The 16752-nt window shown below is 64.6% G+C and carries 18 protein-coding genes; 11 read left to right on the plus strand and 7 right to left on the minus strand.

The genetic code is table 11. The features are described 5' to 3' along the window. Nucleotides 1-50: 50 nt before the first annotated feature. Nucleotides 51-1337 (minus strand): ATP-binding protein, encoded by a 1287-nt coding sequence (locus F4U94_RS14795; RefSeq protein ID WP_120249380.1) that lies wholly within the window; start codon nucleotides 1335-1337, stop codon nucleotides 51-53. 99 nt (nucleotides 1338-1436) lie between these two features. Here F4U94_RS14795 and F4U94_RS14800 point away from each other — a divergent pair, with 99 nt between their 5' ends. The 8 genes from F4U94_RS14800 (at nucleotide 1437) to F4U94_RS14835 (ending at nucleotide 8594) form a co-directional block, all read left to right on the plus strand. Beyond that, nucleotides 1437-1889: a hypothetical protein gene (locus F4U94_RS14800; RefSeq protein ID WP_120249381.1), complete on the plus strand. Its 453-nt coding sequence runs from the start codon at nucleotides 1437-1439 to the stop codon at nucleotides 1887-1889. Between the two features lie 101 nt (nucleotides 1890-1990). Next, nucleotides 1991-3151 carry a glycosyltransferase gene (locus F4U94_RS14805; protein WP_120249382.1) on the plus strand — a complete coding sequence of 387 codons (1161 nt, stop codon included), beginning with the start codon at nucleotides 1991-1993 and terminating at the stop codon, nucleotides 3149-3151. Between the two features lie 73 nt (nucleotides 3152-3224). Next, nucleotides 3225-3521 carry an HPr-rel-A system PqqD family peptide chaperone gene (locus tag F4U94_RS14810; protein ID WP_232015821.1) on the plus strand — a complete coding sequence of 99 codons (297 nt, stop codon included), beginning with the start codon at nucleotides 3225-3227 and terminating at the stop codon, nucleotides 3519-3521. After that, the gene (locus F4U94_RS14815; RefSeq protein WP_120249383.1) at nucleotides 3518-4381 is read left to right on the plus strand and encodes an HprK-related kinase A; all 864 of its coding nucleotides are present in this window, start codon (nucleotides 3518-3520) and stop codon (nucleotides 4379-4381) included. The genes F4U94_RS14810 and F4U94_RS14815 overlap by 4 nt, the downstream gene beginning before the upstream one ends. After that, nucleotides 4378-5367 (plus strand): nucleotidyltransferase domain-containing protein, encoded by a 990-nt coding sequence (locus tag F4U94_RS14820; RefSeq protein ID WP_120249384.1) that lies wholly within the window; start codon nucleotides 4378-4380, stop codon nucleotides 5365-5367. Before F4U94_RS14815 ends, F4U94_RS14820 begins: the two co-directional genes overlap by 4 nt. A gap of 117 nt (nucleotides 5368-5484) precedes the next feature. Next, the gene (locus tag F4U94_RS14825) at nucleotides 5485-6564 is read left to right on the plus strand and encodes an endonuclease/exonuclease/phosphatase family protein (protein WP_120249385.1); all 1080 of its coding nucleotides are present in this window, start codon (nucleotides 5485-5487) and stop codon (nucleotides 6562-6564) included. After that, nucleotides 6564-7700 carry a TonB-dependent receptor domain-containing protein gene (locus F4U94_RS14830; RefSeq protein ID WP_120249386.1) on the plus strand — a complete coding sequence of 379 codons (1137 nt, stop codon included), beginning with the start codon at nucleotides 6564-6566 and terminating at the stop codon, nucleotides 7698-7700. Before F4U94_RS14825 ends, F4U94_RS14830 begins: the two co-directional genes overlap by 1 nt. Before the next feature lie 90 nt (nucleotides 7701-7790). Continuing rightward, a complete protein-coding gene (locus F4U94_RS14835; protein ID WP_427772660.1) occupies nucleotides 7791-8594 on the plus strand; it encodes a YncE family protein in 804 nt (267 codons plus the stop codon). Here F4U94_RS14835 and F4U94_RS14840 read toward each other — a convergent pair. Continuing rightward, nucleotides 8591-9184: a TetR/AcrR family transcriptional regulator gene (locus tag F4U94_RS14840; RefSeq protein WP_120249387.1), complete on the minus strand. Its 594-nt coding sequence runs from the start codon at nucleotides 9182-9184 to the stop codon at nucleotides 8591-8593. The two genes, F4U94_RS14835 and F4U94_RS14840, sit on opposite strands and share 4 nt — an antisense overlap. Before the next feature lie 72 nt (nucleotides 9185-9256). On the opposite strand from F4U94_RS14840, the gene bdcA reads away from it, so the two are divergent. Beyond that, the gene (gene bdcA, locus F4U94_RS14845; RefSeq protein WP_120249388.1) at nucleotides 9257-9970 is read left to right on the plus strand and encodes an SDR family oxidoreductase; all 714 of its coding nucleotides are present in this window, start codon (nucleotides 9257-9259) and stop codon (nucleotides 9968-9970) included. A gap of 24 nt (nucleotides 9971-9994) precedes the next feature. Here the strand turns inward: bdcA and F4U94_RS14850 are convergent, their stop codons facing one another. Next, nucleotides 9995-10381: a hypothetical protein gene (locus tag F4U94_RS14850; protein ID WP_120249389.1), complete on the minus strand. Its 387-nt coding sequence runs from the start codon at nucleotides 10379-10381 to the stop codon at nucleotides 9995-9997. A 171-nt stretch (nucleotides 10382-10552) separates the two neighbouring features. Then, on the minus strand, nucleotides 10553-11926 hold the full coding sequence (locus F4U94_RS14855; RefSeq protein WP_120249390.1) for an amidohydrolase: 1374 nt from the start codon (nucleotides 11924-11926) through the stop codon (nucleotides 10553-10555). 133 nt (nucleotides 11927-12059) lie between these two features. On the opposite strand from F4U94_RS14855, the gene F4U94_RS14860 reads away from it, so the two are divergent. Next, nucleotides 12060-12305, plus strand: coding sequence for a type II toxin-antitoxin system ParD family antitoxin (locus F4U94_RS14860; RefSeq protein ID WP_120249391.1), 246 nt, complete (start codon nucleotides 12060-12062; stop codon nucleotides 12303-12305). A 1-nt stretch (nucleotide 12306) separates the two neighbouring features. Next, nucleotides 12307-12609: a type II toxin-antitoxin system RelE/ParE family toxin gene (locus tag F4U94_RS14865; RefSeq protein WP_120249392.1), complete on the plus strand. Its 303-nt coding sequence runs from the start codon at nucleotides 12307-12309 to the stop codon at nucleotides 12607-12609. Between the two features lie 6 nt (nucleotides 12610-12615). Here F4U94_RS14865 and F4U94_RS14870 read toward each other — a convergent pair whose 3' ends face one another. The 3 genes from F4U94_RS14870 to F4U94_RS14880 form a co-directional block, all read right to left on the minus strand. Then, complete coding sequence (locus tag F4U94_RS14870) at nucleotides 12616-14136, minus strand: S10 family peptidase (RefSeq protein ID WP_120249393.1); 1521 nt, start codon at nucleotides 14134-14136, stop codon at nucleotides 12616-12618. A 622-nt stretch (nucleotides 14137-14758) separates the two neighbouring features. Then, complete coding sequence (locus F4U94_RS14875) at nucleotides 14759-15550, minus strand: 3-hydroxybutyrate dehydrogenase (protein ID WP_120249394.1); 792 nt, start codon at nucleotides 15548-15550, stop codon at nucleotides 14759-14761. After that, nucleotides 15547-16740: a patatin-like phospholipase family protein gene (locus F4U94_RS14880; protein ID WP_120249395.1), complete on the minus strand. Its 1194-nt coding sequence runs from the start codon at nucleotides 16738-16740 to the stop codon at nucleotides 15547-15549. The genes F4U94_RS14875 and F4U94_RS14880 overlap by 4 nt, the downstream gene beginning before the upstream one ends. Between the last annotated feature and the right edge of the window lie 12 nt (nucleotides 16741-16752).

Raw genomic sequence — 16752 nt, forward strand, 5'->3', positions numbered from 1 at the left:
AAGCGCCTAGTCGCGGACCATCGCGCCTTTGTGACAGTCAGGTTTCGTTTTTATGACATGGTCCCTGAAAGGGCGGATGGGCGCCTTTTTTCGTCATTTTTATTCGGTGCTTCTTCGACCGGCGGGGGCAGCAGCACGGTGATGGCCGTGCCTTTGCCCAGCGTGCTGGCAATATCGAACCGGCCACGATGCCGCTCGACGATATGTTTGACGATGGCCAGGCCCAGGCCCGTGCCGCCCATCGCCCGGCTGCGGCCCGAATCGACGCGATAGAAGCGCTCGGTCAGGCGGGGCAGATGGTCCGGCCCGATGCCTTCGCCCTCATCAGCGACGGTCAGGCGGGTCATGCCGCTTGGCCCTTCGTTCAACGTCACGCGAATCGGCGTGCCGGGACGGCCATATTTGATAGAGTTGCCGATCAGATTATGGAGCAGCTGGGATAGTTGCGCCCGGTCGCCCTGCACGGTCGGCAGTTGCGGTGCGATGTCCATTTCGACCTCGCGCCCGCGATCACCATGGCTGGATCGGAAGACGCCGACCACCTCGGCCGCCAGTTCGGACATGTCGACCAGCGCGTCGGGCGCCCGATATTTCTCCGCCTCGATACGGCTGAGCGAAATGAGATCATCGATCAACCGCTGCATCCGCCGCGCTTCGCCATCCATGATCTTCAAGAAGCGTTGGCGCGTCTCGACATCCTTGCCCATTTCCGGGTCGGCCAATGTCTCGATGAAGCCCAATATGCCCGCCAGCGGCGTGCGCAGTTCGTGACTGGCATTGGCGACGAAATCGACGCGCATCCGCTCGGCCGCATGGGTGCCGCTATGATCGACCAGATGGACCAGCCGGCGCATGTCGGCTACCTGGCCGATCGGCGCGACGCGCATCTGCCAGCGCTGGTCGCGGCTGCCCAGGCCCACCAGTTCGACCATCACCGGCTCGGCCATCGGCGCGCTGCTGGCCAGCCGTTCGGCAGCGGCGGGATGGCGGATGGCGATGCGCGCATCCTCCCCCTCGATATGGTTACCCAGCAAGCGCTGCGCCGCGCGATTCGTCCGGACGATCCGGCCGCGCTCCACCAGCATCAGCGGATCGGAAATCCCCTCCAGCAGGCTGGCGAAGTCGCGATGGCCGATCAGGTCGGGCGCATCTAGCGCGGCACGGTCCGGGGCGGCGCGTGCGACAATACCCTCGGCGCAGATGAGCAGGACGATCAGGCCCGCCAATATGGGCAGCGCTATGGTAACGGGCGAAGCGCCCAGCAACAGGGCGCCTCCGGTGCCAAGCAACAGCATGGCGAGGGAGGCCGTAATCTGGGATATTGTCAGTCGATTCATGGTTACCGCGCTGGATTTGTCGCGCAATTGCTGCGATGGCTATAGCATTAGTCTGCAATCTTTACGCTTTGACAAGCGGGACGAACGGATCTTGACGCAATGAGCGACCCGAAGCCCGAACAGGATGAAACGCAAGCGCCTGATGCAGCGGTTGCGCCCGATGCGCAATCCTTGCCGGAATCGCTGGCGGTGCCGACCCGCCGTCAATTGCTGATGGGCGGCGCGGTGGCCGCCTCCGCCATCGTGTCGATTCGCCCGGCGCTCGCCAACACCGCAGCTTCGGTGCTGAACTGCACCATCCCGGTGCCCGATCAGGGTCGCGCCGGCAATTTCGTCGCGCCCAATGGCCAGCTGGTCCCGGCTGGCACCCCCGGCGCTTATCCGGGAACCGGCCGCAGCTTTACCGGCGAGCAGGTGAAGCAGGCGCTGCGCGGCGGCCGCCTGCCCGGCACCGGCTATGAGCAGAATCAGGCCTATCTGAACTATATCCGCCGGCTTCAGCGGGGGACGAGCGGCTTTACCTGCTACGCCTCGCTGCAGATGCCGCGCTGATCCGTTCCCGGATCGCCCCGAACTGATCTGAACGAATACGGTTTGTCCGCGTTGACGACGTCGAACCTTCAACGGTTCGATTTTTCGTCGAGGGCATATCGATGTTTCAGTCCCGCCGCCCTTCGGCGCGCAATTTTTCGGTGGCGGTCTATCTGTACCAGCCGGGCGATGGCGGGCTGGACCGCGTCGCCATACTGCTTGCCAATCATCTGCTGCGCCGGGGTGTGCCGGTCGAATTGTGGATGACCCGCACGGACGGTGCCTGCGCGCATCTGATCGATCCGGCGCTGGCCATCCGGCAGGTGCCGACGCTGGGCGGGACGCGCCGCCTGTCGATGATCGCGCAATTTCCGGCACTGGCCACCATGGTGCGGCGCCATCGCCCGGACATCCTCTATTCCGCCGGCAATCAGAGCAATATGCTGGTGGCGCTGGCGACGCTGGGCACCGCGACCCAGGCGGTCAGCCGCATTTCCAACCCGATCGTCCGTCCCGGCCAGCATGGACCAGCTGCCTGGATGCGGCTGAAGCGCTTTCGCGCCATCGCGCGCCTCAGCGACCTGACCATCGTGATGGGTGAGCATGACCGCGCCCTGCTGGCCCAGAGCGGCGATGCGCGGTTGTTGCCGCGCCCCACCGTGACCCGCGCCATGGAGCAGGCCTGTTCGGGGCGCGCGCCGCGCCGGCCCGGCGATCCATGGCGGCTGCTGATGGTGGGGCGGCTGGCCGGGCAGAAGGATCAGGCGATGGCGCTGACGGCATTGTCGCAATTGCGCCACCATGACTGGCGTCTTACCATCGCAGGTCAGGGGCCGTTGCGCGCCGATCTGGAGCGCCAATGCGCCGCACTGGGTATAGCCGATCGGGTCGATTTCGCCGGTTTCGTGTGCGATCCCGATCGTCTAGCCGCGCTGATGGGGCAAACGGACCTGCTGCTCCAGCCGTCCCGCTGGGAAGGGCTATGCGCCACGCTGATCGAAGCGATGGCTTGCGGCGCGGATGTCGTTGCGACCGACAGCACGCCCAATATCCGCCCCTTGCTGGCCGCCGGTGGCCAGCATCCTGTGACGCCGGTGGGCGATGCAGGGGCCTTTGCTCGCGCCATAGAACGTAGCATGACCCGACCGGCACCAGCCACGATGCGAGCCGTGGCGATCCGCGATCATGGTGTCGACCGGGCGCTCGATCGCTATCTGCGCGCCTTTGAAGGACTGGCCGGCAGCCGCGTTCGCCAACCGATCCCGTCGCCGGCGCTTTCCTGATGCAATAGGGGCCTGATGCGTTAGGCTCTTGGCTACGTCTTTCGCGCTACAGCGAGTTGGACAGTGGTTTGGGGTGCCGGATTTGAACGCGACGACAGCCTATCGCCGGGATGCATCGGATGCGGTGGCGACCTGCATCCTGAACGATCTCACGCTTTTCTACCATCATCGTTCCGGCCAGACCCATATGGTCATCAGCCCCGTGCCCGAAATCATGGAGCGCATGGACGATGGTGCGCCGGTGACGGCGCAGGCGATGCATGACCGGCTGGCGCGCGATTTTGACCTGGGACCGCAGGAGGAGGCGATAGCGGAAATCGCGGCGCATCTGGATGCGCTGGTCGTGCTGGGGCTGGTGCGCCCGGCATGAGGCATCATATCACCCTGCGCATCGGCCCGGCGACCTTCCGCATCGGGTCCGCATGGCGACAGCCGATCGAGCAATTGGCGCGGCTCTACGCCGCCTATCCCGATGTGCAGGGCGCGATTGCCGACTTCACCGTCCGTCTTCAACCGACCAGCCTGCTGCGTCGCTTCGTGCGCCCGTCCATTTTCATCACCGGCGACCATGGCCTGGCCGATGCCGCACCGATGAGCCTGGCCCATGGGTTGCTGGCCGCCGAGATGGGGATGAACCTGCAAATGGCGCTGGGTTGGCGCCGGCACCTCTTGCTTCATGCTTCCAGCGTAGAGAAAGATGGCCGCGTACTGGTGATGACCGGCGAGTCCGGGTCGGGCAAGTCGACCCTGTCGGCGCTGCTGGGCGAGCGTGGCTGGCGTTTCATGGGCGACGAGTTCGCGCTGCTCGATTGCGACACCGGCGCGATCCTGCCCTTTCCGCGCCTCGTCAGCCTGAAGAACCGCGCGATCGACGTCGTGACCGGCGCGGTGGGGGAGGCGCGGATGGGGCCGCTGCTGACCGCCACGGCCAAGGGGGATATCCGCCATATGGTGCCGCGCGCCGACGCCGTCGCGCGCATGGATGAAGGGGGTATGCCGGCCCTGCTGCTCTTCCCGCGCTTTGGGCACGCCGCCGATGTGCGGACTTTGGGGCAGGGTGAGATTTTCATGCGCCTGACGCAAGCCTCTACCAATTATGTCGCGATGGGCGAACCGGCCTTCACCGGCCTCACCCGTTTCGTGCGACAGGTGCCGGCACGGGCGATCGACTTCGCGTCGGGCGAGGAAGCCTTCGCCATGGTCGATCGACTGTGGGAGGAACTGGCATGAGCGCGGCCCTGCTGGTGCAGGTGCTGCGCGATCCGGCGCAGTCCGGGCGGCTGGACGCGGAGGGGTGGAACCGCCTGCTCGCCGCCGCGCGGGCCGAGCGGCTGATCGGGACGCTGGCCTATCGGCTGGACGATGTCGCCGTGCCCGACGCGGCGCGGCTGGTCCTGACGGATGCGAAGCGCGACACTGCACGGGAAGGGCAGCAGGCGCTGTGGGAAGCGGACCGCGCGGCTGATGCGATGCGCGGACTGGATGTGAAGCCCATATTGCTCAAGGGCACGGCCTATGTCGCGGCCGATCTGCGCGCGGGGCAGGGGCGCTTCATCGGCGATCTCGACATCCTCGTGCCGCGCAACGCCATGCCGGCGGTGGAGCGGGCGCTGATCGCGGCCGGGTGGGAATGGGTCAAGGAAGACCCCTATGACGAAGCCTATTATCGGCAGTGGATGCACGAACTGCCGCCGATGATCCATGTCGAGCGTGATCGGATGATCGATGTGCATCACACCGTCCTGCCGCTGACCGCGCGGCAGACGCCCGAGGCCGCCGCGATGATCGCGGATGCCATACCCATAGCCAATGGGTTATATATTTTGTCGGCCGAGGACCGGATCGTCCATTCGGCCGCCCATATGCTGGCCGATGGCGATATGCAGGGGGGCTTGCGCAATCTTTGGGATATACACTGCCTGCTGCCCGATGCCGATCCTGCCGCACTGGATGCGCGGGCCGCACGCCATGGTCTGGCCCGCCATGTGGGGCAGGCACGACGGCTGGCGGGCGCGCTCTATGGTGATGGCGCGCGGCTGACGCTGTGGGACCGGCTGGTCCGGGCGCGGCTGCTGGCGCGCAACGGCTGGGGACAGGAGAGCCGGAAGTTGCTGGTCTTCGCTTTCTATATCCGTTCGCATTGGTTGCGGATGCCGCCGGCCATGCTGATGCGCCACCTGTGGAACAAATGGCGCAAGGGGCACCGCCCGCAATAATGACAGCCGTGCGTCGGCGCGATGACGGGATCTGACTTGCAACTTTAACCGCGCTGCCATCGCGCGGACATGGGCATGACCCATGGGCGGGCTAGGCCCTGTTCAGGGGTCTTCATCATGTTCAAACCAGCGCGCGCTTTATTGTTTGCGAGCCTGACGGCCTTGCTGGCCGCCAGCTCGCCCAGTGCCAGTTCGCCTGGCGATCTGCGCAGGGCGTCGCTGCCCGCTGCATCGGCCGACCTGCCGCTGTCCATCATGACCTATAATGTCATGGGCCTGCCCTGGCCGGTCGCTTTCGGCCGGGACGAGGCATTGGGGCGGATCGCCGATCGGCTGGCGGGCCTGCGCGCCGAGGGGCATCAGCCCCATATCGTCCTGATCCAGGAAGGCTTCGTTGCCGATGCGGCGCAGTTCGCGCAGCGCGCCGGCTATGCCCATGTGGCGGCCGGGCCGGACAGGGCGATGCGCAGCGCGTTCCCGGCCACGGCGACCGATCAAGCCTATCTGCGCGCGGCGCGTTGGGACCGGGGCGAAACGCTGAGCAAGCAGTTGAACAGCGGCCTCATCATCCTGTCCGATTATCCGATCGTCGCGGTCGATCGGATCGCCTATCCCGCCTTCGCCTGCGCAGGGTTCGACTGCCTGGCCAACAAGGGCGCGATGATCGCCCATCTGCGCGTGCCGGGCATCGACCGACCGGTCGCGGTGGTGAATACGCACCTCAATGCGCGCAAGGCGGCGGGCGTGTCGATCGCCCGTTCGCTCAGGGCCTTCGATCGGCAGGCGGGACTGCTCGCCGGCTTTGTCGCGCGCCATGTGCCGCGCGACCGAACCCTTTTGCTGGGCGGTGACCTCAATATCGGCGGGGACGCGCACCGCATCCGCACCTTCTTCGCACACTGGAATCGCGCCGGCCTGAACTTCGTCGCAACCTCGCTCGGCGGCAGCCGTCAGGCGAAGGCGCAGGCGCTGCTGGCCGATCCGGCGGACCGGCGCGATCTGGACGAAACGGTGCTGCGGTCCAAGGACTGGACCTTCGCCCGCGCCGAAGATGGCGCGCCGATGACGGTGGCGGCCGCACAGATAGCGTTCGGCGGCCCGGCCAACCAGCGCCTGTCCGATCATGTGGGCTATGCGATCGGCTATGCGACGTCCCAGGCCCGGCCAGTGCGTTTTGCCGATGCGGGAGGGCGCTGATGCGCCGTCTTCTGCCCGCCCTGCTGACGACGGCCTTGTTGCCAGGGTCGGCCATGGCGGATTCCTTTTGGCCGGATCATGCCGGTTTCGCGCTGCGTCCGCGCATCAATTTCTCGGTCCGTCCCGCGCCGCAATTGCCCTTTGCCCAACGGCCCGCGCGCATCTACGCGATCGAGTGGACGCCGTTGTCGGCCCAGCCGGCCGACCTGCATCTGACTTTGCAACGCCGCCGTCAGCGCGTTGCTGCGCTGATTGCCGGGCGTACCGATTACCAGCCGCGCAGCAGTGTCCGGATGGTCGACGTGCGGATGGATATGCCGCAAGTCGACGATCGGCTGTCAGCGACCATCGGGTGGCAGGCGGCCAAGTTCAGCAACAAGGCGGTCAATGCCACATCGCCTTACAGCCGCGACGATCTGCGCGTGCGCGACGATTTCGTGCCGTCCGCGCATATGGCCTTTGCCGCTACGCCGCGTCTGGCGCTGACGGCCGATTATCGCGAAACGGTGCGCGCCTATGCCGATATCGGGACGATCGGTGCGCTGGGGCTGGACCAGCCTTCCTATCGGGCGTTGCGTAATGCGCTGCGGCCGGAGCGGGACAGCCGCACCCGCATCGGCCTGCGTTGGGCCGCGACGTCGGCGCTGCGGCTGGATGCCGGCGCCTATGGTGGGCATGTGCGCGACAGGCTGGCCTTTGTCGAACGGGGTTATTTTCCGGCTAATCTGGGGTCTGCGCAATTGACGGGCATGGCGCTGGAGGCGCGGCACAGCCTTACGCCGACACTGCATTGGGGGTTGCGCTATGACCGGGCGCGGATCGACCCGGATCAGGGCGTTGGACTGACGGAAGAGCGGCTGGCGGTACAGGGCGAATGGCGTCACGGCCCGTGGCGCTGCGCCATGCAGGCCGCGCGCACCAGCGGTTCGGCCTGGGGGCAGGGCGCGGAGCGGCTGCGAGTAGAAGGCGGTATCGACTATATGCCCGCCGGTCCGCGCGCGCCGCGCATCGGCCTGCATTTGAGCGATCCCGATCGGCTGATGACTGGCCGGCTGGCGGACCAGCCCTTGTCCGGCCCGGTGCGTGCCGTCGATCAGGCGCGGGCTTTGATGCTCAGCGCTGCCTTGCGCTGGTAATCGGCCGATAGCCGGGCCGTCCTTTTTCTGTAGCATTGCCTGCCTATCGGCATGGGCTTGCGACACGGGGATAACGCAATGCGGTATGGAATGAAGATGATGGCGCTGATGATTGGCGGGATCGCCGGCATGGCGCAGGCGCAGGATGCCGACGCGCCGTCGCCCGCTCCATCGCCCGTCTCGTTGCGCCTGCCTGCGCCTGAAGCGCATCAGGGCGTCGCGTCGGATGGCGTTCACGTCTATGCGATCGACAATGACCGGATCGGCAAATATGTCATCGCCACCGGGCAGCGCATCGCGCAATGGCAGGGTGAACGGCGCCTGTTCCCGCACATGAACAGTTGCACCGTGGCGGGCCGCGAACTTGTCTGCGCCGCGTCCAACTATCCCGCCGTGCCGCAAACCAGCGCGATCGAGATTTTCGACACCAAGACGCTGCGCCATGTACGCACCGTCAGCCTGGGCTTTGGTCCCGGTTCGTTGACCGTACTGGATCGTCATGCCGGCAAATGGTGGGCGGTCTACGCCAATTATGCCGGCAAGGGTGGTGAGCCGAACCGCGACTATCGCTACACATTGCTGGTGCGGATGGACGATGCGTTTCGGCAGGAGGCGGCCTGGACCTTCCCGCAACAGGTGCTGGCCCGCTTCGCGCCGTTCAGCTGTTCGGGCGCCAGCTGGAGCCAGGATGGTCGCCTCTATGTGACCGGCCATGACCGGCCCGAAATGTACGAGCTGGCCTTGCCGGACGCCGGGTCCGTGCTGGAATGGAAACGCACCATCGGCATCGCTTCGCCGGGGCAGGCGATTGATTGGGATCCGAAAGTGGCGGGCCGTATCTGGTCGGTCGATCGCAAGCAGACGACGCTGGTTGCCAGCGATATCGCGGACTAGTCTGCACGCAGCATCGCGGCGATCGCCAGTGCCGCGATATCGGCGACGGCGATCAGGCGCTCGGTCGAATGGCCAGCGCGGGCATCGGCGGACATGCCGGACATGATAGCCGCCACATAATCCGCCAGCGCATCCGCGCGGTCGGGATGGGTGCGCGCGATGACGGCGCGCAGTTGCTGCACGCTGGCCGCCTTGCAAGTGCGTGCGCGGCAGGCCGCGTCGGCGTCCGTGCTGCGTTCCCCCTCCAGCACCAAGCATCCCGCCGCTGCCGGATCGGCCGAATAGATGCGGGCCGCCCTGTGCAACAGATCGGCCAACGCCTCGGCCGGAGCGGTGGCGGGCACTGCAAGCGGTTCGGTCAGCGGCGACGTGCGCGAATAGCGGTCCAGCACCTCAGCATAAAGGGCCGCCTTGCTGCCAAATGCAGCATAGAGACTGGGCGGGTTGATGCCCATCATGTCGGCTAGCGCGGCCACGCCGACTCCTTCATACCCATGTGCGTGGAACAGTGTCTGCGCCTGATCGAGTGCGGTTTCCCGATCGAAAGCACGGGGGCGTCCACGGCCTCTGGTTTTTATTTTATCACTCACTACAAAAATCCTTGAAGCGACCTTTTGCTAATTTATATAGCGATCACTAATCATTTCTCAAGGAACTGGATCATGACAGACTTCACCGGAAAGAAAGCGCTCGTCATCGGCGGCAGCCGCGGCATCGGTGCCGCGATCGTTCGCCGCTTTGCCAAGGATGGTGCGAACGTCACCTTCACCTATGCCGGATCGCATGACGCGGCGCAGGCACTCGCCACCGAAACCGGATCGGCCGCCGTGCGGTCGGACGCGTCGGACCGGGATGTTACCGTGCAGACGGTCGCCGAGCAGGGGCCGCTCGACATATTGGTCGTCAACGCCGGTATCGGCATTCTCGGCAACGCGCTGGAACTGGATGCCGACGCGATCGACCGGATGATCGACATCAATGTTCGTGCGCCCTATCATGCGGCGGTCGAAGCGGCGCGGCAGATGCCCGAAGGCGGTCGGATCATCGTGATCGGGTCGGTCAATGGCGACCGCATGCCCTTTGCCGGCGGCGCGGCCTATGCGCTGACCAAATCCGCCCTGCAGGGGCTGGCCCGTGGTCTGGCGCGTGATTTCGGCCCGCGCGGCATCACCGTCAACATCGTGCAGCCCGGGCCGACCGATACCGATCTGAACCCGTCGGATGGGCCCATGGCCGGGATGATGCATGATTTCATGGCCATTCGCCGTCATGCCACCAGCGAAGAAATTGCCGGCCTGACCGCCTATCTGGCCGGACCGGAAGCCAGCATCATCACCGGGGCGATGCACACGATCGACGGCGGCTTCGGGGCGTAAACGGCGTCCGCCGGACGGTGATGGTCAGGCGGCGATGCCCGGCGGCTGAAGGTCGTCGGACATCAGCCACATTTCCGCCGGCAATTGCGAGGAGAACACGCCGACGATCGCCTTGCCCAGGCGCGCGCGGACATACATTTTGTCCGCGACGTCTGCGACCAATATGGCGACGCGGTCCGTCGGTTGATAGGTGCGCTCCATATGCTCCAATATGCGCGCTTCCGTCTCGCGCGCCTGGCGCTGGGCTTCCGTCACATCGGACAGGATGCGAATGGGCAGGTCATTGCGCCGTCTGTCCGCGATGATGAGGCTCAGATGCGTATAATGGCGATCGACATCGGCGATCGACCATAGGCCCGTCGCGTGGACAAAAATGATTCCGTCAGGATCGTCCAGTTCGCATGCGATCATAAGACACCTTGTGGTAACACAGCGAACATAACCCAAATCAAGTTAACACGGCAAACGCCTTTACCGAATCATGACAGAAAAATTGGCGCTCCACTCATGACAAATGCTGTTCTGGATTTCCAAAATCGCGGGGACGGCGCGCATTAAGGCTGCGTCGCCCCCGCATGTTTTTCAGTCCTTCTTCAAGATGTCGAGCGCCAGCACGGTCATCGCCTCGCTCGCCGTCGCGATCACCTTGTCCGCCTCGGGCGCCCAGAAGGGGCTGTGGAGCGAGGGCAGGCTGGCCTGACCTGCGGCTGCCGCCGCCATCTTGTCCGCCGGCACGCCGCCGACCCAGAAGATGAAGCTGTTGATACTCTTGTCAGCGCGGTAATAGCGGCTGAAATCCTCGCCACCCATTACCGCCGCCGTCTTGATGACGCGACCGTCGGGGAAATGGCCCTTCAGCACGCCGGCCATCTGCTCGGCAAATTCGGGCGGGTTGTAGGTTGAGGGGGTGAATTCATCCTGTACGCTGACCACCGGCATCCGGTCGTCGGGCACACCGGCCGCGATCGCCTCGCCCCGGCTGATCCGCTTGATCCCTTCGATCAGCTTCGCGCGGGTTTCGTCCGAATAGCTGCGGACGGTCAGCAGCAGCTTCGCCTCGTCCGGGATGATGTTGTGCTTGGCGCCGGCCTGGAAACTGCCGACGGTGACGACGGCGGGGTCCTGCGGATCCTGTTCCCGGCTGATGAGCGTCTGGAGCGAGGTGACGATGCGCGAGCCGAGCACGATCGGGTCGCGCGTGGTCTGCGGATAGGCACCATGGCCGCCCAGACCCTTCACCAATATATCGACGCTGTCGACATTGGCCAGCGCATAGCCGGGCGTATAGCCGATCTGGCCGGCCGCGATATTGGCCGCGTCGTGGAAGGCGATGGCATGGGTCGGCTTGGGGAAGCGGGTATAGAGCCCGTCCTCCAGCATGTCGCGCGCGCCCTTGCCCACTTCCTCGGCAGGCTGGAGGATCATGACCAGCGTGCCCTTCCACTTATCCTTCGCGCCGGCCAGCAGCTTGGCGGTTTCGATGAAGGCGGTCATGTGCGTGTCGTGGCCGCAGGCGTGCATCACGCCCGTTTCCACGCCCGCCGCCGTCTTGGTCCGCACCTTGGACGCAAATTCCAGGCCGGTCTGCTCGACCACGGGCAACCCGTCCATGTCGGCGCGGATCAGCAGCACCGGGCCGGACCCGTTCTTCATTACCGCGACGACGCCGGTGCCGCCGACCTTTTCGGTCACATCATACTTCAGCGCCTTCAGCCGCTTGGCGAGCTTGGCGGCGGTATTCACTTCCTGAAGCGACAATTCGGGATTGGCATGCAGGTCGCGATACAGCGTCATCAGCCCGTCCATATCCTTCGCCACGGCCGCGCCGATATCGCTCTGTGCGGGCGGGGCGATGGTGGGGGCGGGCGTCGCTGGCACCGAAGCGGCGGGCGTCTGGGCGATGGCGATGGACGAAAAGCTGACGGCGGCCAGAACGGCCGTAAGCGCATGGCGCATGTTGATAATCTCCCTTGTTGCCCCGAAGCATAAGGGGATTTTGTGAACGGGGAAGGGGAATTGTTGCGGGCGAAGCTTCAGCGGCGGAGTGGGTCGATTTGACAAGCTTTGCCAAAAATGCTGTTCTTTTCGGATGGCGACCATGAATATTTCCCTTCCCGATCCGATGAAAATTTGGGTCGAGGGCCAAGCCGACACTGGGCGTTATAGCAATGCCAGCGATTATGTTCGCGACCTGATCCGGCGCGATCAGGAGCGGCAGGCGAAGATCGCTCATATGCAGCGGTTGGTCGATGACGCGCGGTCGAGCGGCATGGCTGAGGAAAGCATGGCGGATATGCGCGTAAGGCTGGCAAAGCAGGCGGGCGTGCAAAGCTGACATGGCGCGTTATCGACTGAGCCAGGCGGCGTCGGACGATATCAGCCACATTTTTTTGGACGGCCTGACCCGCTTCGGCTTGGCCCAGGCGGATCGCTATCATGCGGGCATGGCGGCAGTCTTCGATTTTCTGGCCGATTATCCGCAGGCCGCACGGTTGCGGGAGGAGATCAGGCCGCCGGTTCGTGCCCATCCCTATCGCTCCCATTTGATCCTGTACGATATCATGGACGATGGTTGGATACTTGTCCTGCGCGTCCGCCACGGGCGGGAGGACTGGCAGGACGAGAATCCCTCCATCTGACCCGGCTTATCGCGCCGTGATGAACGCCCGGATATCCGCGCTCAGCTTGCGCAGGTCGTCGGGGCGGACGTACATCATGTGGCCGGCGTCATAATAATGATATTGGATGCGCGAGGCGTCGAAGCCCGTCCGGCTCATCGCATATTCCGCGCCGAAGAAGGGCGTGGCGAAATCATACCAGCCCTGGCCCACGAAGACTTTCAGACCGCTATTTTCGCGCAATGCCTTGCCCAGATAGGGCGCGACGCTGCCATAGACTTCGCTTGCCCGGCCGCTCTTGCCGTCCAGCTTCCAGTCCCATCCGCTGACCCCGCCGATCGTCACATAGGAGCGGTCGGTCTTGTAGCCCAGATCGTCGCGGGCATAGCTGTTCATGGCGGCGGTATAGGCGCCGTCGATGGCGTAGAAGCTGGGATCATTATCCGGCTCCTCGCCCGCCGCGTCATAATCCTTGCCGGTATAGCGGGTATCGAGGCGGCCGATGTTCATGCCCCGGTCGCGCAGCAATTCCTTGTAGAAGCGGCCGGGCGAAATGCGCAGTTCGGCATGATCCACGAACGCTTCGGACAGGCCGGTCAGCCGTGCCAGTTCCGCCCGCACGCTCGCCCGTTCCTCGGCGGAGAGCTGATTGCCCTTGAGCAGCGCTGCGGCATAGGGGCCGATGGCGAAGGCGCGGGCCTGCTGCGCGGCTTCCGCCACGGTCGCGGGCGGATTGCCCATGCGCTTGTGATACCAGGCGGTGGTCGCCATCGACGGCAGGTTGATGATATAGGGCATTTCATTGCCCTGCACCTCGGCCGTGGCGCCGAAGTCGAGGATGGTCGAAATGAGGATGATGCCGTTGACCGCGACATCGTTATAGCTGCCCTCCAGTTCGTTGATCAGCGCCACCGACCGGGTCGTACCATAGCTTTCGCCGCCGATATATTTGGGCGACGACCAGCGGCCATTATCGTTCAGCCACAGGCGGATAAATTCGGCGATCGATTTGGCATCCGAGGACACGCCCCAATAATCCTTGGGATCCTTCTTGCCGATCGCATGGGAAAAGCCGGTGCCGACCGGATCGATGAAGACGAGGTCGGTGACGTCCAGCAGCGATTCGGCATTGTCCACCACCGGATAGGGCGGCGCGCCGTCATCCTGCGCATCGGGCAGCACCACCCGCTTGGGACCGAAGGCGCCCATGTGCAGCCAGAGCGATCCCGAGCCGGGACCACCATTATAGAGGAAGGTGATGGGGCGCTTCTTGTCTCCGCCATCCTTGACATAGGAGGTGGCATAGATGGCCGCGAGCGGCTTGCCGTCCTTGTCCTTGAGATAGGTTTCGCCGGTCGTCGCAGTATAGCCGATCGGCTTGCCGCCGAACACGCCCTTATGCTTCGTCACGGAGACATTGGGTGCTGGGACGGGGCTTTCGGTGGCGTCGTCCTTCTTCTTGCCGTCGTCCTGGGCCATGGCGGCGGTTGCGGGCGCCATAGAAAACAGGGCCAGCGCCAGTGCGGCGAGGCTGGTGGTGAAGCGCATGGATAGTCCCCTTGTTTTACGCTCGTCTGGCTAGCGGACAGACAGCGCCGTGAAAAGAGGGTGTGCATCGCCGGGCGATAGCGACGCGACGAGCGAAGTTCATACCGTTGCAGGGGTTTTTCGGCCCGAAGCGTTCCCAAGGCGCTCGCGACGCGCCTGCGATGCGCCATAGGTGCGTCATCCGGGCCACGCCTGCGCCACGACCGCGCGCCTTCGACGCGACAGTCGCGCGACATCTTGGCGACCGGAACGCGGCCGGCATGCGAGGACTTCGGGGAGACGGCGGTATCATCCCCAAGGATAGATCAGGGATAATCCTATTAGGAAAGATGCTTTGGGTCGCAGGGCTGGGATGGGTGGATATGCGACGTTCAGCTTATCTTTAGCCCTCTCCCGTTTTCACGGGAGAGGGTTGGGTGAGGGCCTTGCTTCTTTCTGGCAGGACATGCTTGTCCAGAAAGCAGAAAGACCCTCACCGACGTCGACTAGGCAGCGAGCTGCCAAGTCTCCGTAGCCTCTCCCGTGAAAACGGGAGAGGGCAGGTGAAGCGTCTATTTCTGGTCGAAGCGCGCCATTTCCCTTTCCTGAAGAAGGGAATGGCGGGCGATGTTGGCAACGCTCCTTATTGCGCGGTCCAGCCCCCGTCGATCGACAGGTTGGCGCCCGTGACCTGCGCCGCCGCGTCGCTGCACAGATAGAGGGCGGTCGCGGCGACCTGTTCGGCGGTCACGAACTGCTTGGTCGGCTGGCCGGCGAGCAGCACGTCGTTCATCACCTGCTCGCGGGTCAGGCCGCGCGCCTTCATCGTGTCGGGGATCTGGTTTTCGACCAGCGGGGTCCAGACATAGCCGGGCGAGATGCAGTTGGCGGTGATGCCGAAGGTCGCGACTTCCAGCGCGACCGTCTTGGTGAAGCCATTAAGGCCATGTTTGGCCGTCACATAGGCGCTCTTGAAGGGCGAAGCGACGAGCGAATGGGCCGAGGCGGTCTGGATGATCCGGCCCCACTTCTGTTCCTTCATGTGCGGAATGGCGAGGCGGGTGGTGTGGAAGGCGGCGTTCAGATTCAGCGCGATGATCAGATCCCATTTATCGAGCGGGAATTCCTCCACCGGCGCGACATGCTGCATGCCTGCATTGTTGATGAGGATGTCGACGCCGCCGAAATTGTCGGCCGCTTCCTTCATCATCGCCTCGATCTGATCCACCTTGGTCAGGTCATGGCCCGAATAGAGCGCCTTCGCGCCACTCAGCGCTTCCAGCCCGACCCGTTCCTTTTCGATCGCGTCAGCGTCGCCGAAGCCGTTGATGACGATGTTCGCGCCTTCGCCGGCCAGCGCCTTGGCATAAGCGAGGCCAATGCCGGAGGTGGAGCCGGTGATCAGGGCGGTCTTGCCGGCCAGAGATTTGCTCATGCCTTTTTCTCCTTGAGATGATCGGGTTCGTCGAGGTCGAAGGTCGCGCTCTTCCCGTCCAGGATGTTGCGGGCGATGAGGTCGCCCTTGTGCATCACTTCCTCCACCGCCTCACGGCCCTGGCTCCAATGGTCCAGCATGGTGGCGCGGGAAAATTCGAAATCCTTGGCGCCGCTTTCCCAGGCGCGCGATCGGTAGATCAGGTGGACGATATTGACCGACCCCTGATCCAGGCACTGGCGCAATTCCTGCGCCTCCGCACTGTCCTGCAAGTCCGGCGGCAGCTTGTCGAGCAGCGCCTGGATCGCGCCATGTTCGCGGCGCAGCCGCAGATATTGGTCCGTCACCTGACGCGTGCGGCTGCTATATTGCACGTCTTTCATGCGCGAATAGACATCGGTCATCTGGCGCGGCATCGGCCCCTCGGCGGGGAAAAGATCGACCTGAAACACCAGCATATCTTCGGTCTGGTGATTGAGGACGTGGGACAGCGGCGTGTTGGAGACGAGGCCGCCATCCCAATACCAGCGGCCATCGATTTCCACCGGGGGCAGGCCGGGGGGCAGCGCGCCCGACGCCATGATGTGCCGCGCGTCGATCCACGTATTGCCGCCGGGGCCGCGCGTATCCCAATAGGCGAAATTGCCCGTTTCCACATCGACCGCGCCGACCGAGAGGCGGACCGGCCCGTCGTTCAGCAGATCCCAGTCGACGCAGGCGTCCAGCGTGTCCTTCAGCGGGGCGGTATCATAGAAGCTGATCGCGCCAGGCGTACCCTCTGGCATCAAGGTCGCGGGCCAGAGGCGCGGGCGGAACATGCCGGGCACGCCGAATGTGGCGACGGTGGCGGCTGCGCCCAGATGGGCGGCTTCGCGGATATGGTCGATTTCGGGCAGGATCATGTTGGGCATGCCGCCCGACAATGTGTACCAGAATTTCTTCAGCCGGCTGAGGCGGCGGTGCGGCAGGTTGCCTGCGATGATCGCCGCATTGACTGCGCCGATCGAAATGCCCGCGACCCAGCTGACATCCACGCCCAGTTCGTCCAGCCGTTCATAGACGCCCGACTGGAAGGAGCCGAGTGCGCCGCCGCCCTGCAACAGCAATGCGACTTCGCGAGGGAGGGGGAGGGGCGTGCGCGCGCGACGAGGCGGCTTCGCATCCTGGCGGGTGGATTCAATATCAGCCATGTCGCAGTGCAA

The organism is Sphingobium limneticum (assembly GCF_008710155.1).
Lineage (GTDB): Bacteria > Pseudomonadota > Alphaproteobacteria > Sphingomonadales > Sphingomonadaceae > Sphingobium > Sphingobium limneticum.

Bases quoted from the DNA above. Each gene is read 5' to 3' on its own strand.
- F4U94_RS14870 (WP_120249393.1), bottom strand. From the start codon at position 14,136: ATGCGCTTCACCACCAGCCTCGCCGCACTGGCGCTGGCCCTGTTTTCT.
- F4U94_RS14865 (WP_120249392.1), top strand. From the start codon at position 12,307: ATGGCGCGTTATCGACTGAGCCAGGCGGCGTCGGACGATATCAGCCAC.
- F4U94_RS14820 (WP_120249384.1), top strand. From the start codon at position 4,378: ATGAGCGCGGCCCTGCTGGTGCAGGTGCTGCGCGATCCGGCGCAGTCC.
- F4U94_RS14860 (WP_120249391.1), top strand. From the start codon at position 12,060: ATGGCGACCATGAATATTTCCCTTCCCGATCCGATGAAAATTTGGGTC.
- F4U94_RS14795 (WP_120249380.1), bottom strand. From the start codon at position 1,337: ATGAATCGACTGACAATATCCCAGATTACGGCCTCCCTCGCCATGCTG.
- F4U94_RS14830 (WP_120249386.1), top strand. From the start codon at position 6,564: ATGCGCCGTCTTCTGCCCGCCCTGCTGACGACGGCCTTGTTGCCAGGG.
- F4U94_RS14805 (WP_120249382.1), top strand. From the start codon at position 1,991: ATGTTTCAGTCCCGCCGCCCTTCGGCGCGCAATTTTTCGGTGGCGGTC.
- F4U94_RS14875 (WP_120249394.1), bottom strand. From the start codon at position 15,550: ATGAGCAAATCTCTGGCCGGCAAGACCGCCCTGATCACCGGCTCCACC.
- F4U94_RS14825 (WP_120249385.1), top strand. From the start codon at position 5,485: ATGTTCAAACCAGCGCGCGCTTTATTGTTTGCGAGCCTGACGGCCTTG.
- F4U94_RS14800 (WP_120249381.1), top strand. From the start codon at position 1,437: ATGAGCGACCCGAAGCCCGAACAGGATGAAACGCAAGCGCCTGATGCA.
- F4U94_RS14880 (WP_120249395.1), bottom strand. From the start codon at position 16,740: ATGGCTGATATTGAATCCACCCGCCAGGATGCGAAGCCGCCTCGTCGC.
- F4U94_RS14855 (WP_120249390.1), bottom strand. From the start codon at position 11,926: ATGCGCCATGCGCTTACGGCCGTTCTGGCCGCCGTCAGCTTTTCGTCC.
- bdcA (WP_120249388.1), top strand. From the start codon at position 9,257: ATGACAGACTTCACCGGAAAGAAAGCGCTCGTCATCGGCGGCAGCCGC.
- F4U94_RS14835 (WP_427772660.1), top strand. From the start codon at position 7,791: ATGAAGATGATGGCGCTGATGATTGGCGGGATCGCCGGCATGGCGCAG.
- F4U94_RS14850 (WP_120249389.1), bottom strand. From the start codon at position 10,381: ATGATCGCATGCGAACTGGACGATCCTGACGGAATCATTTTTGTCCAC.
- F4U94_RS14815 (WP_120249383.1), top strand. From the start codon at position 3,518: ATGAGGCATCATATCACCCTGCGCATCGGCCCGGCGACCTTCCGCATC.